The sequence below is a fragment of the Pseudomonas sp. 67(2021) genome (genome assembly GCF_017491835.1).
In the GTDB taxonomy this organism is placed as follows: Bacteria; Pseudomonadota; Gammaproteobacteria; order Pseudomonadales; family Pseudomonadaceae; genus Aquipseudomonas; species Aquipseudomonas atacamensis.
Genome location: NZ_JAFGYL010000014.1, coordinates 108,798 through 123,288 on the forward strand (window position 1 = coordinate 108,798; position 14,491 = coordinate 123,288).

Below are 14,491 nucleotides of genomic sequence, written 5' to 3' on the forward strand. Positions count from 1 at the left end.
AATCTAGGCCGCGTATCATATCCAATTTACATAAAACTGTACCAGCGCCGTGGCAAGATCCGCCTGCAAGGCCTGTTCCAGACACCATGCTTCGGCGTTCTCCTCGAGTTCCGGCCAATGATTTCGCACCGCCAGCCAGTGCTCGCCGATCGGTTGACCGGCACTCCACGCTCGCCACAGACCGTTCATCGCCTGCGCCGCAGCGGGTGAAAGGCCGTGAGTGTAGAGCGCGAGAAAAGCATCGAGCTTGTCCAGATGGATGTCATCGTCCTGCTGATAGATGTGCCAGAGCAGCGGCCGCCCCGCCCATTGCGCGCGAACGAACGAGTCTTCACCGCGCACCGCGTTGAAATCGCAGCACCACAGCAGATGGTCGTATTGGTCCTGCCGGACGAACGGCAGCACCTGCACCGTGAGCGAATCGCGCACGTGAATCGCGCCGACCGTCAGGGTTTCCACCTCCAGCCAGCGCGCCACATCGCCGAGAATCCGCCCTTCCGGAACCATCAGGTGAGTCGGCCGTGCATCGGCCGCCAGCACATCCAGCCAACTGGCCAACCCGGGGTTTTCATAAGCAAACAGCGAGATCAGTTGCGCGTCCGGAGCAGGATCGATACCCAAGGCTTGCAGGAAATGTCGCTGGGCCGGCCGATCCTGCTGAAACTGGCGACGCTGTTCGAGCAGTCCGCGTTCGCGCAGCAGGCCACCGGTGCCCGGTTTGAAGCCTGGAAAGAAAAAGAACTTCTGCACCGTTTTGTATTTTACCGACGGCAAGCCGTGGCAGCCGGTAACCCAGTCTTCGGCGCTGAGATAATCGAGGTTGAGCCACAGCGGTGGCGTTTCCCGTGCGGCCATGCTGTCCATGTAATCAGTGGGCAACTGACAGGCGAAGGCGGCGATGACTACGTCGGCCGCCTCGGCGTGCAGCCATTCGCTCGGCCACTGACGCACCTCGACGCCCTGCTGCCATTGCTGCACAACATCGACATCGATCTCAGGACAGAGGCGCTCGAACGCGCGCAGATCATCCACCCACAGGCGCACCGGCAAGGCATGCTCGGCCACCAGCTGCCGGGCCAGGCGCCAGGTCACGCCGATGTCACCGAAGTTATCGACCACGGTGCAGAAAATGTCCCAGCGGGGTTTCGCTTCAGGCATGCCGTTCTCCCGTTGGCAAAAAACCTCGATTGTCCGCATAAATGCGCTCGCGCAGAAGAGCCGACGGCGATTAATCTTCGTGCGACAATCGCCGCTTGCCCGCAACCATCCGCCAGGAGGCCGCCATGCCCTTCCGCCCCAATCCGCGTCGTCCCTTGCCTGTTCAGCTTAGCGCGCTGCATCTGACCGGCAGCATTGCGCTGGGCCTGTGGCTGGGGTTCCTGGCGATTGCGCTGACCTGCTGGCTGCTTTCGCGCTTTATCTTTCCCGAGCAACTGGCCCCTGTCGCGCAAGCGGTGCAGCAGCGCGTCAGTCCGCCGGCTGTGGCGCCCGTGCAGGTTCAGCCGGACATTCCGCCGCAAAGTCCGCTGTTCCAACAGTACGAAGAAAACCTGCGCAAGAATGAACAGCAGGCCCGACTGGATCAGGCGCGCGCCAATTCGCGTAACGCGTCCAATCCGAAATGCCAGTTCTGGCTGCAGCAGGACCAGACCGCGCCGACCGAAAAGAGCCGCGCCAACGTTTTGCAATTCTGCGATTGATCATGAACAAACACAGCGTCCACCAGTTGATTCTCGACAAGCTGCGCATCGACCTCGACATCGCCGAGCGCGCCGCGCAAACCGCTTACGAAACCGCGACCCACGAAGAAAACATCGCCGAAAACAAATACGACACGCTGGGGCTGGAGGCGTCGTATCTGGCGGCGGGTCAGGCGAAGCGGGTTGAGGAAATCCGTCAGTCACTGGCGCTGTGTCAGAACCTGACGTTGCGTGCCTACGATGAAAATCGCGGCATTGAAGTCGGCGCCCTGCTCGGTCTGGAGGACGAAAAGGGTCGCGAGCAATGGCTGTTTCTGGCGCCGGATGCGGCGGGGCTAAAAGTCGACGTGGTGGGTCAGCCGGTTACCGTCATCACCCCGCGCTCGCCGCTGGGCAAAAGCCTGCTGGGCAAGTTCGAGGGCGATGAGGTGGAGATTCTGGTGGCGGGCACCCGGCAACAATTTGCTGTCACCGAGGTGCTCTGAAGCGGGTGTTTAGTGAACGGGCAGTTCGACGCCGTCGAACAGCTCTTCGAGCTCTTGCTTGTTGTGGCACTGAATGGCCTTGGCCATGACTTCGCGGGTCAGGTGCGGGGCGAATTTCTCGATGAAGTCGCACATGAAGCCACGCAGGAAGGTGCCACGACGGAAACCGATCTTGGTGATGCTCGACTCGAACAACTCGCTGGCATCCAGTACCACCAGATCGTTATCGAGTTTGGTATCGACCGCCATTTTAGCCACGATGCCTACGCCCAGCCCCAGGCGCACGTAGGTTTTGATCACGTCGGCGTCAGCAGCGGTGAACACCACTTTCGGCGTCAGGCCACGATGGCTGAAGGCTTCGTCGAGCTTGGAACGGCCGGTGAAACCGAACACGTAAGTAACAATCGGATATTCGGCCAGCGCTTCGAGGGTCAGCTTCGGCAGCTTGGTCAGCGGGTGGCCATGGGGTACGACCACGCAGCGGTTCCAGCGGTAGCACGGCATCATCACCAGATCACCGAACAGCTCCAGCGCTTCAGTGGCAATGGCGAAATCGACGGTGCCGTCAGCGGCCATTTCGGCGATCTGCATCGGCGAGCCCTGATGCATGTGCAGGGCCACGTCCGGGTATTGCTTGATGAAATTGCTGATCACCGGCGGCAGCGCATAACGTGCCTGGGTGTGGGTGGTGGCGATCGACAGGGTGCCCTTCTTCTCGTTGGAGAATTCCTGGGCAATCTGCTTGATGCTTTCGACTTTGCGCAGGATCTCGCCAGCGGTGGTGATGATACGCTCGCCGGCCGGGGTAACGCGGGTCAGGTGCTTGCCGCTGCGGGCGAAGACTTCGACGCCCAGCTCGTCTTCCAGCAGGCGGATCTGCTTACTGATGCCCGGTTGCGAGGTGTACAGGCTTTGAGCGGTAGCGGAAACGTTGAGGTCGTGGTGCGCCACTTCCCAGATGTAGCGCAGTTGTTGAAGCTTCATATCAATCCCTCAAAGCAGGTAGACGCCACGGGCATCAGCGACGGTATATAACTATATTAATGGTTCGAAGAATAAATCTAGAACTTTTTTATCAAAACGCCATTATTCCTGCTTCAGCGATCCTCACGCCGCCGGCGTTCCATCAGCGGCACCAGATAGACCGGCACCTTGGCCAGTTGCAGGACCCGCGCCGCCGTGCGCCCCAACGGCGTTTCCGCACCGACACCATGGCTGTGACTGCCGACAATCAGCAGATCGACCGAGAGCTTGTGCACCTGGTCGAGAATCACCTGCGACGGATCACCCTGCAGCACGCGCACCGCGCGAATGCGCTGCAGATCCTGTTCGCCGTCGTCCCCCAGTTCTTCACGAAAGCTGTCGAGCACCCGTTGTTCGATATTGGCGATGACTGTTTTCAGACCCTGACTATGGAATTCGTTCAATGCCTGTTCGTCGAGATAGCTTTGCAGCACCGACTCGGCAAACAGGCCCATGGGTTCCACCGCGTGTACTACATACAGATCGGCATTGAAGGTGCGCGCCAAGGCCAGGGCATGCTGCATCACGAACGGTGCGTACAGACCGAGGTCGGTGGCATACAGCATTGAGCGAATCATGGGACCTCCTCGCGAGCCAACGATGGCGGAGATTGATTCAGCTTAGCAGTGCCTTGGCGAGTACGACGTGCGACGCAACGTCCTGAATAAAAAGGCTCTAGATCGGCGGTTCGTTGCTGATGCCGTGGGGCACGTGGCCGGTGGCGACCACTTCGCGAGCCAGTTCGCAATGACCGGTCTGGTCATCGAAGAACACGTCGGCGGCGAAGGCTTCGAGGAACGCCGATTTGGTCAGGCCACCGAGAAACAGCGACTCATCGAGACGAATATCCCATTCCCGCAAGGTGCGAATCACCCGCTCATGGGCCGGCGCCGAACGCGCGGTCACCAGCGCCGTGCGGATCGGGCAATCGTCATCGGGAAACTCGCGCTGCAACAGATTGAGCGCTGCCAGAAAGCCTTTGAACGGCCCACCACGCAATGGCTCGCGTGCCGATTCGCGTTCCTTGGCCTGAAACGCTTCCAGGCCGCCGGACTGATAGACGCGCTCGGACTCGTCCGAGAAGATCACCGCATCACCGTCGAAGGCGATACGCAATTCATCGCTGGCCGCGCGGCTCGCGCCACCGGAGAGAATCGTCGCGGCGGCGAACCCGGCGTCCAGCGCCGCACGCACGTCTTCGGCGTGGGTCGAGAGAAACAGGTCGCAGCCAAACGCTTTCAGATACGGATACGGACTGCGCCCGCCGACGAACGCCGCACGAGAAATCGCCAGGCCGTAATGATGAATCGAATTGAACACCCGCAGCCCGGTGTCGGCGCTGTTGCGGGAAACCAGAATCACCTCGACCCGCGCGCGGCCGAGACGGCTGTTCAGGCTCAGGAGTTTTTCCACCAGCGGGAACGCATCGCCCGGCGCGAGGATTTCGTCTTCGTGCTCAATCTGATATTGCCGATAGGCTTCGACGCCGCTCGACAGGTAGACCTTGTGGCTTTCGCTCAGGTCGAACAAGGCGCGCGAGGAAATCGCCAGCACCAGTTTGTCATCGATGTTATTGGCCATGCCTTCCCCCAGAACAACCGACTCAGGTATTGCGTCGGTCGATAAAACCCAAATGGCGATACAACGCCTCGATGCGTGGCAACTCGCAGCCCGCCGCTTTCGCCGCCGCCAGTGGCCGGGCGTAGATCGCCTCCAGCTCCAGCGGGCGTTTGTGTGCAAAATCGTGGTACATGCTCGGCCAGTAATCGGGCATTTTTTCCGTCATGGTGAACAGGTACTCGGCATAGCCGGGCGGAATCTCGTATCCACAGGCCCGGGCGCCCTGTACCACTTCCGCCATCAACGCCTGAATCGACAGGCGGCTGTCGGCATCGGCCATCAGCGCTTGCGTGCCCGCGCCGAGCAACACCGAAAGGCCGTTGTAGGGGATATTCCACACCAGCTTCTGCCAGCGCGCCTGATGCAGGTTGGCCATCGCTTGAGAGTCGATGCCGGCGGCCCGGAATAGCCCGGCGCCCTCCTCGACGATCGCCATACGCGCTACTTCATCAATGGCCGAGCCGCTTTGATAACCGACATTCACCGCGCCAAGGGCCTGATGGGTAATCTGCCCCGGCCCTTCGCGGTGCACGCAGATCAGGCACAGACCACCGAGCAGATGCAGCGAATCCGGCAACAGTGGCCGCAGGCTGTCTTCGACATCCAGACCGTTCTGCAGCAACAGCACTTTTGCGCCAGGCTTGGCGGCTTGAATGATCGCCGGCGCCAGACCGGCATTACTGGTGGTCTTGGTGCCGACCAGCAGCCAGTCACAGGGCGGCATGTCTTCGGCAGCGGAATAGGCATTGGCCGGATGCAGCGTCAACGGCCCATGCACCGCACTGTTGATCTGCAAACCGCGCTCAGCCACTGCGGAAAATTCGCTGCGCAACAAGAAATGCACATCGAAACCGGCACGCGCCAGCATCACCCCGTAAAACCCGCCGATCGCACCGGTGCCAATAATTCCCACCACCGGTTTGCTGACTGTCTCGCTCATGGCAACTCCTCTGCAATTCGACCCAGCGCCTGTGCCACTGCCTGGTTGAGTTGGTCAACCGTCAGACGAGTGTGCACTGCGCCAAAGAACTCGCCGTCGCGCACCACAAACAGCGCCGGCAAATGAAACACCTGATAACGCTCGACCAGGCCGCCATTGTTGCCGGCGTCGATCCAGCACAGCCGATCGATCGCCAGCGGCAATCCCGGCAACACCTCGCGGGCATAACGACAACTGGCACAGCCGACGCTGGTGAAGATCACCAGGGAAACCCCTTTCATCGCCAGCAGCCGCTGGTCGGCGTCGAAGTCGGTCAGCTCGGATTCGACCACTATACTGGGGGAAACAATGTCAGATGGCCGACACAGGGAGTCTGTGCTCATGGGACGTTTCATTCCTCATCCGGACGAAGTGCCGGTCGAATTGACGTTACTCAAGCCTGAATGCATTTCCAGACAACAGCTGCACACTATCAGCCTCGGCGGCATCGCTTGCAATTACCACCGCGCTTGGCGCCATGGCACTGCGCTGCAAGTACGCATGCCGACGCTGAATGCCGACTTCTGTTGCCCGGGCTATGTGGCCTGGTGTCTACGGCGTAAAAAAGGCTATCTGGTGGGCATCGCCTTCACTGACGAACAGACCCTGTTCAGCGCGCGAATGGGTGAGCAGGTGTGTCAGATCGAACGCTATTCGCGCATGCAGGACAGCCACGACGATCTGCAGGATAGTCAGGCGCTGGCCCTGCAATGGGTCGAGGAGCACGCCGAAGAGTTCTCCCACGACAACCTGCGCAAGGCTTTTGCGCAGCCAGCGCTGGACTAAAGCACGGTTTGCCCATTGTCGAGCCGCCTCTGACGCGCTAAGGTTCGGCTCCCCCGACGCGCTAAATCTGCTGTGCTCCGCCGCGCGGGGATCGCTGGCGGCCGGCACCCGTGACCTGACGAGTAAACGATGGCTGATTTACCGATCAACGACCTAAACGTCGCCTCTAACGAGACCCTGATCACTCCCGATCAGCTCAAGCGTGATATCCCCCTGAGCGACGCCGCCCTGCGCACCGTCACCAAGGGCCGCGAAGTCATTCGCAACATTCTCGATGGCACCGACCACCGTCTGTTCGTCGTGATCGGCCCGTGCTCGATTCATGACATAAAGGCTGCCCACGAATACGCCGATCGCCTCAAGGTGCTCGCCGAGGAAGTCTCCGACACCCTGTATCTGGTCATGCGTGTGTATTTCGAGAAGCCGCGTACCACCGTCGGCTGGAAAGGTCTGATCAACGATCCGTATCTGGACGACTCGTTCAAGATCCAGGACGGTCTGCACATCGGTCGTCAGTTGCTGCTCGACCTGGCCGAGAAAGGCCTGCCGACCGCGACCGAAGCCCTCGACCCGATCTCCCCGCAGTATCTGCAGGATCTGATCAGCTGGTCGGCCATCGGCGCGCGTACCACCGAATCGCAGACTCACCGCGAAATGGCTTCCGGCCTGTCCTCGGCGGTCGGCTTCAAGAACGGCACCGATGGCGGCCTGACCGTGGCGATCAACGCCTTGCAGTCGGTGTCCAGCCCGCACCGTTTCCTCGGCATCAACCAGGAAGGTGGCGTGTCGATCGTCACCACCAAAGGCAACGCCTACGGTCACGTGGTGCTGCGCGGCGGTAATGGCAAGCCGAACTATGATTCGGTCAGCGTGGCGCTGTGCGAGCAGGCGCTGAACAAGGCGAAGATCAAGCCGAACATCATGGTCGATTGCAGCCACGCCAACTCCAACAAGGACCCGGCCCTGCAACCGCTGGTGATGGAAAACGTCGCCAACCAGATCCTCGAGGGTAACCAGTCGATCATCGGCCTGATGGTTGAGAGCCACCTGAATTGGGGCTGCCAGGCGATTCCGAAAGACCTCGCCGACCTGCAATACGGCGTGTCGATCACCGATGCCTGCATCGATTGGTCCGCCACCGAAAACACCTTGCGCAGCATGCACGCCAAGCTCAAGGACGTATTGCCGAAGCGCCAGCGCACGTAAGCTGCGTTTTACGGGCATAAAAAAACGCCGGACATTGTCCGGCGTTTCTGTGTGTGCGATTCAGATCTTCGCGGCGCGACGCTGATGGCGTTCCATATATCGCTCGACGTAGGAGCAAGACGGGATCACCGTGTAGCCCATTTCTTCGGCGTATTGCAGCGCGCGTTCAGTCAGCGCTGCGGCAATGCCACGGCCGCGCAGGGCATTGGGCACGAAGGTGCGGTAGATATCCAGGGTCTGCTTGCCCAGATCCATGTAGGTCAGGTAAGCACGATGACCGTCCACAGTGGTCTCGAATTGATGACCAGCCTGGTCATGGTGGATGGACAACGCCTCGCTCATCACTACTCCTCGCGGGTCTTGAATTGTGACCCCTACCTTACCGATGTTTTTCCGGCGAAGGAACATCTACGCCACCCCGTGCCTGATGGACACTGAGAAGAGCCACACCGATCTCGCGCAATCTGACACCTGCTGAATAGTAGGCACCATTGGCGAAAATGCTCAAGGTACGCTCGTCATCGGATGGTTTGCGTGCATTGGCATCGATGGTCGCAGGTTCGGCCGCAAGACAATCTTTGCGTGCCGTTTGCCTGAACATTGCCGGAATGTTGAGATTTAAGACGTGCGACCTTTTTTAAAGTCACCTGTACATCAACAAAGATACGCGAAGCGCTTCGCAGAACCTGAACAAAAGTGTGGACGAATTCATTTAGAAAGACTTTAGCCGAAGTCGCAAAAACAGCGCACGAGGGCGGGAACTTTTTCCGTTTGAGTCGCTCACGCCGGGGCTTGCAGCTGGATATTTTTTATACAGCGCAGTTAAAAGTTGCTCGAAAAAGAATCAACGCCTACAATTTTTTTTGCTTCTTGCGCTACGTCAGTTTACTTACTACAAGTAATGGGTAGTATGTACGCCGGCTATTTCCTCAATCGTGAGGAGACAGCCACTTAATTTGAAAGTCCTTGAAGGGGAACACGATGAACAACGTTCTGAAATTCTCTGCTCTGGCTCTGGCCGCAGTTCTGGCTACCGGTTGCAGCAGCGCATCGAAAGAAACCGAAGCACGTCTGACCGCTACTGAAGACGCAGCTGCTCGCTCCCAGGCTCGTGCAGACGAAGCTTACCGTAAAGCTGATGAAGCTCTGGCTGCTGCTCAAAAAGCACAACAGACTGCTGACGAAGCTAACGAGCGTGCTCTGCGCATGCTGGAAAAAGCTAGCCGCAAGTAATAATCCCTCGGGATTGTTATCGAGCCGATCCGGTTTTCCGGGTCGGCTTTTTTGTGCCCGGTGCTTTTCCCCGGGCAATAAAAAACCCGCCGACGCTGCACGCATCGGCGGGTTCTCAATCAGCGCTTACTGCTGCAGATCGATCGGTGCACTGCTCACCATCGGCGCCGAGGTATTCGGCACGGCGATCTCTACCGGCAGGCCGTCTTCGGCGGCGACCACATCACGCACCACATCCCAGTTCATGCGCAAATTGCTGGTGATGTCTTCACGCTTGAGCATCGCGTTGATTACCGCGGTGTGCTTGTCGACTACCGACGGGTTGCCCTTGTCGTCGAGCGGCGTGTGCGCTTCCAGATAGACCTTGCCGCCACTGCGACCGAACTTGTACGGGTCGTTGATGATGCGCACCGAGGTGCCGACCGGGACCATGCCGGCCATTTCCAGCACGTTGTTGTTGAACATGCGGAAGCAGCCGTGGCTGGTGCGCATGCCGATGCCGAACTTCTTGTTCGAACCGTGGATCAGGTAGCCCGGCGTGCCGAGGGTGAACTTGAACGGCCCCAGCGGGTTATCAGGACCGGCCGGCACCACATTCGGCAGCGGATCACCGTCAGCAGCGTGTTCGGCCTTGATCGAGGCCGGAGGCGTCCACGTCGGGTTCGGTGTCTTGGCGATGATCGAGGTGTGCGCGATCGGCGAGCCCCAGCCTTCACGGCCGATACCCAGCGGGAAGGTGTACACCACGTCACGGCCTTTCGGGTAGTAATAGAGACGGTATTCGGCGAGGTTGATGACGATGCCTTCACGCGGGCCAGGCGGCAGGATGAAGCGCGTCGGCAGGACGATCTCGGTACCGGCGCCCGGCAGCCAGGCATCGATGCCCGGGTTGGCCGCAACCATTTCCGAATAGCCCAGATCGTAGGTGGTGCCCAGGTCGGCGAAGGTGTCTTCGTACTTGGCTTTGATCACCTGCACCTGGCCGACGATGTCCTCGCCGGGTGGTGGCAGGGGAAGCTCCAATGCAGCAACGGGACCGGCCACACACAGGGCGGCAAGTGACAGGCAGCGGGTGACGGCAGGAAAGCGCGGCAACATCCGGAAAATCCTTCGCATGATCATCAAGGGTATAAGGGCGCGATTGTACACCGCGCCTTGGGGATTCGGGAGACACGCCGATAGACCGTGTCGCGCCCTGAAAGATCGCAGCCTCGTTGCACTCGTCAGCTCCTACATTTGCAACGCATTCCCTATAGGAGCTGACGAGTGCAACGAGGCTGCGATCTTTTGATCTTAAAGTTCGAATCGAAGCTCAGGCCAGATCGGCGACGTACCGCGCTTCTGCGATTCGAGAATCGCCCGGCACAGCGAGCACAGACGCTGATCCTGGAACACCCGGCGATCAACATTCGACCAGCGCGGTTGCGCCGGCAGCAGCGTGCCGCACAGCGTGCGATCGGCCGAGCCACCGAGTTCCAGCTGCCGCGTCACCAGATGCACCCGCACTTCCTGGCAGGCGAACAGATCCAGCTGCTCGTCAGGCTCGATCAGTTGGTAGGCAAACAGGGACCAGGCAGAACGCGGCATCGGGGGCTCCAAATTAGGGGGCGCCACATTAGCCGAAAGCCTGCCACTAGAAAAGCCTCATAACAGCGGTTTTAGCGTCGGCCAGACATTTTCCAGCAACTTGCTCTGAGCCCCGGCCGCCGGGTGCAGACCGTCGGCCTGCATCAGCTCCGGATGACCACCGACACCTTCGAGAAAAAACGGCACCAACGGGATGTTTTTCTCTTCGGCGAGCTTGCCGTAAACCTCGGCGAACGAATCGGTGTAGCGCTTGCCATAATTGGGTGGCAACTGCATGCCGAGCAGCAGCACTTTCGCGCCGCTCTGCCGCGAGCTGTCGATCATCGAGGCAAGATTTTGTTGCAATTGCGTTGGCGGCATCCCGCGCAGGCCGTCATTGCCACCCAGCTCGAGGATTACCAACTCCGGCTTATGCTCTGCAAGCAGCGCCGGCAGCCGCGCCTGGCCTCCGGCACTGGTGTCGCCACTGATCGAGGCGTTGACCACTTTATCGTCGAAACCCTCCTGTTTGAGCCGCTGCTCGAGCAGCGACACCCACCCCAGACGGGTATCCAGGCCGAAACCGGCGCTGATACTATCGCCAACGATCAGGACAGTACCCGCCGCTGCGTTCTGGGCCATGCACATCAAGGCCAGGCCAGCACTCAAAAACCATACACGCATCGGATTCTCCATGGGCGCAAGCATTCTCACCGCGAAGAACCTCAGCAAAGTGGTCCCTAGCGCGGAAGGTGAACTGACTATCCTGCACGAACTCAGCCTGGAACTGAACAAGGGCGACAGCCTGGCCATCGTCGGCGCGTCCGGTTCCGGCAAATCCACCCTCCTCGGCCTGCTCGCCGGCCTCGACCTGCCGAGCAGCGGCGAAGTCACCCTCGCCGGCCAGGGCCTGAGCAATCTCGACGAAGACCAGCGCGCACGAATCCGTGCCGAGCACGTCGGGTTTGTCTTCCAGTCATTTCAGTTGCTCGACAGCCTGAATGCGCTGGAGAACGTCATGCTGCCGCTTGAGCTCGACGGCCGCAAAGATGCCCGCGAGCGCGCCACGCAATTGCTTCAGCGCGTCGGCCTCGGGCAGCGCCTGACCCACTCGCCGCGCCAGCTCTCCGGTGGTGAACAGCAGCGCGTGGCCATCGCCCGCGCCTTCGCGGCCGAACCGGACGTGCTGTTCGCCGACGAGCCGACCGGCAACCTCGACAGCCACACCGGCGAGCGCATCAGCGACTTGCTGTTCGAATTGAACAAGGAACGCGGCACCACCCTGGTGCTGGTGACCCACGACGAACGCCTGGCCCATCGTTGCCGGCGCCTGATCCGTCTTGAAGCCGGGCTGCTGGTCGCCCCTCTGGAGCCTTGATGGCACGTCTGCCGCTGTTGCGTCTGTTCAGTCTTGCCCTGCGCCAGCTCATGCGCGATGCCCGCGCCGGAGAGTTGCGCGTGTTGTTCTTTGCGCTGGTGGTGGCCGTCGCGGCAAGCACCGCGATCGGCTACTTCGGCGCCCGCCTCAACGGCGCGATGATGCTGCGCGCTACCGAGTTTCTAGGTGCCGATCTGGTGCTGGAAGGCAGCTCGCCGGCCCGCGAGGAGCAAATCCGCAGCGGCACCGAACTGCGCCTGAATCATGCGCAAGTGGTGGAGTTTTCCAGCGTCATTGCCACCGACAACGGCATTCAGTTATCCAGCATCAAAGCCGTCGACCGCGCCTATCCACTGCGTGGCGAGCTGAAGAGCGCGCCCGCACCCTTTGCCCAGGAAGAAGTCGGCGGCGAACCGCAACCCGGTGAAGCCTGGGTCGAGGCGCGTCTGCTGACCGCGCTGGATCTGAAGATCGGCGACAGCATCGACGTCGGCATGAAGACCTTGAAGCTGACCCGCGTGCTGACCTACGAGCCGGATCGCGCTGGCAACTTTTACAGCCTGACGCCACGGGTACTGATCAATCTTGACGACCTCACCGCCACCGGCGTGGTGCAACCGGGCAGCCGGGTAAGCTATCGAGAACTGTGGCGCGGTGAACCGCAGACGCTGGAAACCTATCGTGAATTGATCAAACCGGGCCTCGCTGCAAACCAGCGAATCCAGGATGCCCGCGACGGCAACCGACAGATTGGCGGCGCGCTGGGCAAGGCCGAGCGCTACCTGAACATGGCCAGTCTGGTTGCGGTATTGCTGGCTGGCGTAGCCGTGGCGTTGTCGGCGAACCGTTTCGCCAGCCGGCGTTTCGACGCCAGTGCCTTGCTGCGCTGCCTCGGCTTGTCGCGCCGGGAAACCATGGTGCTGTTCAGTCTGCAACTGACTGTGCTCGGCCTGATTGCCGCCATCAGTGGCGCCCTGCTCGGCTGGCTGGCGCAACTGGGGCTGTTCGCGTTGCTGCATGATTTGCTGCCAAGTGACGTGCCACCGGGTGGGCTGTTTCCGGCGATGGCCGGGATTGGCACCGGGCTGGTGGCGCTGGCCGGTTTTGCCTTGCCGCCATTGGCTGCACTGGGTCGCGTGCCACCGTTGCGGGTGTTGCGCCGCGACATGCTCCCGATCCCCTCGAGCACATGGATGGTGTACGGCGCGGCGTTGGGTGCGCTGGGCCTGATCATGTGGCGTCTGAGTCTGGATCTGCTGCTGACCTTCGCCCTGCTTGGCGGTGGCGTAGTCGCCGCGCTGGTGCTTGGTGGCCTGCTGTTGTTGCTGCTGCAAAGCCTGCGCCGCCTGCTCGCCCGCGCCTCGTTGCCATGGCGTCTGGGCCTTGGCCAGTTGTTGCGGCATCCATTGGCGGCGGCCGGGCAGTCGCTGGCGTTCGGTCTGATCCTGTTGTCGATGGCGCTGATCGCACTGCTGCGCGGCGAACTGCTCGACACCTGGCAAAACCAGCTACCGAAAAACGCGCCGAACTATTTCGCGCTGAATATCCTCCCGGCTGACAAGCAGGCCTTCGCCGATCACCTGATCAAGGTGTCGGCGCAAGCGGCGCCGTTGTATCCGGTGGTGCCAGGACGACTGATCAGCATCAATGGCGAAGCGGTGCAGCAAATCGTCAGCAAGGACTCCGCCGGTGACCGCGCCATTCAGCGTGACCTGAGCCTGACCTGGGCGGCGGATCTGCCGGCGGGCAACAAGCTCACCGCCGGCTCGTGGTGGAGCGGCCAGCCGTCCGACGACGTGCCGGGGGTTTCGGTGGAAGGCAAGGTGGCCGAAAGCCTGAAACTCAAACTCGGCGATCACATGGTGTTCAGCGTTGGCGGGGTCAATCGCGAAGCAAAGGTCACCAGCCTGCGCGAGATCAACTGGGACAACTTCCAGCCGAACTTCTTCATGATCTTCCAGCCTGGTACCCTGAAGGATCTGCCGGCGACCTACCTGACCAGTTTCTATCTGGCTCCGGGGCATGATCAGCAGATCGTCGAGCTGTCGCGGACCTTCCCGGCGGTGACCATCCTGCAGGTCGAAGCGTTGCTCGAACAGCTGCGCAGCATCCTCGCTCAGGTCACCCTGGCGGTGGAATATGTGTTGTTGTTTGTTCTGGCTGCGGGGATGGCCGTGCTGTTCTCCGGTCTGCAAGCGACGCTGGATGAACGAATCCGCCAGGGTGCGCTATTACGCGCGCTGGGCGCCGAGCGGCAGTTGCTGATCAAGGCGCGGCGTATCGAATTCGGTTTGTTGGGTGCGGTCAGCGGTCTGCTCGCGGCGATCGGTTCGGAGGTGGTCAGTCTGGTGCTGTACCGCTTCGCCTTCGATTTGCCGTGGCATCCGCATCCATGGCTGCTGGTGCTGCCGCTGATTGGCGCCGCGCTGATTGGTGGCGCCGGTGTGTTCGGCACGCGTCGCGCTCTGAATGCCAGCCCGCTGACAGTGTTGCGCGAGGGTTGATAGACTCAAGC

General features: G+C 60.8%; 17 protein-coding genes. 7 read left to right on the plus strand and 10 right to left on the minus strand.

The genetic code is table 11. The annotated features are described in order from the left end of the window. Window positions 1-15: 15 nt before the first annotated feature. Window positions 16-1,158 carry an elongation factor P maturation arginine rhamnosyltransferase EarP gene (gene earP, locus J5M66_RS17895; protein WP_207807747.1) on the minus strand — a complete coding sequence of 381 codons (1,143 nt, stop codon included), beginning with the start codon at window positions 1,156-1,158 and terminating at the stop codon, window positions 16-18. A gap of 125 nt (window positions 1,159-1,283) precedes the next feature. Here earP and J5M66_RS17900 point away from each other — a divergent pair, with 125 nt between their 5' ends. Together J5M66_RS17900 and J5M66_RS17905 are read left to right on the plus strand one after the other, a co-directional pair. Next, the gene (locus J5M66_RS17900) at window positions 1,284-1,700 is read left to right on the plus strand and encodes a hypothetical protein (RefSeq protein WP_207807748.1); all 417 of its coding nucleotides are present in this window, start codon (window positions 1,284-1,286) and stop codon (window positions 1,698-1,700) included. A 2-nt stretch (window positions 1,701-1,702) separates the two neighbouring features. Then, window positions 1,703-2,185 (plus strand): GreA/GreB family elongation factor, encoded by a 483-nt coding sequence (locus J5M66_RS17905; RefSeq protein ID WP_071173126.1) that lies wholly within the window; start codon window positions 1,703-1,705, stop codon window positions 2,183-2,185. Between the two features lie 9 nt (window positions 2,186-2,194). Here the strand turns inward: J5M66_RS17905 and cysB are convergent, their stop codons facing one another. From cysB to J5M66_RS17930, 5 genes are all read right to left on the minus strand, one after another. Further along, on the minus strand, window positions 2,195-3,169 hold the full coding sequence (gene cysB / locus J5M66_RS17910) for an HTH-type transcriptional regulator CysB (protein ID WP_016770873.1): 975 nt from the start codon (window positions 3,167-3,169) through the stop codon (window positions 2,195-2,197). Between the two features lie 113 nt (window positions 3,170-3,282). Continuing rightward, entirely contained in the window at window positions 3,283-3,786 is a 504-nt protein-coding gene (locus J5M66_RS17915; protein WP_016770874.1) for a universal stress protein, read from the minus strand. A 97-nt stretch (window positions 3,787-3,883) separates the two neighbouring features. Beyond that, window positions 3,884-4,789, minus strand: coding sequence for a 5'-nucleotidase (locus tag J5M66_RS17920; RefSeq protein WP_024013777.1), 906 nt, complete (start codon window positions 4,787-4,789; stop codon window positions 3,884-3,886). A 22-nt stretch (window positions 4,790-4,811) separates the two neighbouring features. Beyond that, window positions 4,812-5,768 (minus strand): putative 2-dehydropantoate 2-reductase, encoded by a 957-nt coding sequence (locus J5M66_RS17925; RefSeq protein WP_207807749.1) that lies wholly within the window; start codon window positions 5,766-5,768, stop codon window positions 4,812-4,814. Continuing rightward, on the minus strand, window positions 5,765-6,151 hold the full coding sequence (locus J5M66_RS17930; RefSeq protein ID WP_130900497.1) for a thioredoxin family protein: 387 nt from the start codon (window positions 6,149-6,151) through the stop codon (window positions 5,765-5,767). The genes J5M66_RS17925 and J5M66_RS17930 overlap by 4 nt, the downstream gene beginning before the upstream one ends. Here J5M66_RS17930 and J5M66_RS17935 point away from each other — a divergent pair. Further along, window positions 6,150-6,593 (plus strand): PilZ domain-containing protein, encoded by a 444-nt coding sequence (locus J5M66_RS17935; protein ID WP_056788469.1) that lies wholly within the window; start codon window positions 6,150-6,152, stop codon window positions 6,591-6,593. The two genes, J5M66_RS17930 and J5M66_RS17935, sit on opposite strands and share 2 nt — an antisense overlap. Window positions 6,594-6,722: 129 nt before the next feature. Then, window positions 6,723-7,799: a 3-deoxy-7-phosphoheptulonate synthase gene (locus tag J5M66_RS17940; protein ID WP_016770878.1), complete on the plus strand. Its 1,077-nt coding sequence runs from the start codon at window positions 6,723-6,725 to the stop codon at window positions 7,797-7,799. Window positions 7,800-7,859: 60 nt separating this feature from the next. Here J5M66_RS17940 and J5M66_RS17945 read toward each other — a convergent pair whose 3' ends face one another. Beyond that, on the minus strand, window positions 7,860-8,141 hold the full coding sequence (locus J5M66_RS17945) for a GNAT family N-acetyltransferase (protein ID WP_016770879.1): 282 nt from the start codon (window positions 8,139-8,141) through the stop codon (window positions 7,860-7,862). A gap of 639 nt (window positions 8,142-8,780) precedes the next feature. On the opposite strand from J5M66_RS17945, the gene oprI reads away from it, so the two are divergent. Further along, window positions 8,781-9,032, plus strand: a complete 252-nt coding sequence (oprI, locus tag J5M66_RS17950) for an outer membrane lipoprotei OprI (RefSeq protein ID WP_003183784.1) — start codon at window positions 8,781-8,783, stop codon at window positions 9,030-9,032. Window positions 9,033-9,158: 126 nt separating this feature from the next. Here the strand turns inward: oprI and J5M66_RS17955 are convergent, their stop codons facing one another. From J5M66_RS17955 to J5M66_RS17965, 3 genes are all read right to left on the minus strand, one after another. Continuing rightward, complete coding sequence (locus tag J5M66_RS17955; RefSeq protein ID WP_024013783.1) at window positions 9,159-10,130, minus strand: L,D-transpeptidase family protein; 972 nt, start codon at window positions 10,128-10,130, stop codon at window positions 9,159-9,161. 195 nt (window positions 10,131-10,325) lie between these two features. Then, window positions 10,326-10,619 carry a hypothetical protein gene (locus tag J5M66_RS17960; RefSeq protein WP_207807750.1) on the minus strand — a complete coding sequence of 98 codons (294 nt, stop codon included), beginning with the start codon at window positions 10,617-10,619 and terminating at the stop codon, window positions 10,326-10,328. A gap of 57 nt (window positions 10,620-10,676) precedes the next feature. Continuing rightward, a complete protein-coding gene (locus tag J5M66_RS17965; protein ID WP_076563729.1) occupies window positions 10,677-11,282 on the minus strand; it encodes an arylesterase in 606 nt (201 codons plus the stop codon). A gap of 10 nt (window positions 11,283-11,292) precedes the next feature. Here J5M66_RS17965 and J5M66_RS17970 point away from each other — a divergent pair, with 10 nt between their 5' ends. Together J5M66_RS17970 and J5M66_RS17975 are read left to right on the plus strand one after the other, a co-directional pair. Further along, a complete protein-coding gene (locus tag J5M66_RS17970) occupies window positions 11,293-11,976 on the plus strand; it encodes an ABC transporter ATP-binding protein (RefSeq protein ID WP_016770883.1) in 684 nt (227 codons plus the stop codon). Next, complete coding sequence (locus tag J5M66_RS17975; protein WP_207807751.1) at window positions 11,976-14,480, plus strand: ABC transporter permease; 2,505 nt, start codon at window positions 11,976-11,978, stop codon at window positions 14,478-14,480. Before J5M66_RS17970 ends, J5M66_RS17975 begins: the two co-directional genes overlap by 1 nt. Window positions 14,481-14,491 lie beyond the last annotated feature (11 nt).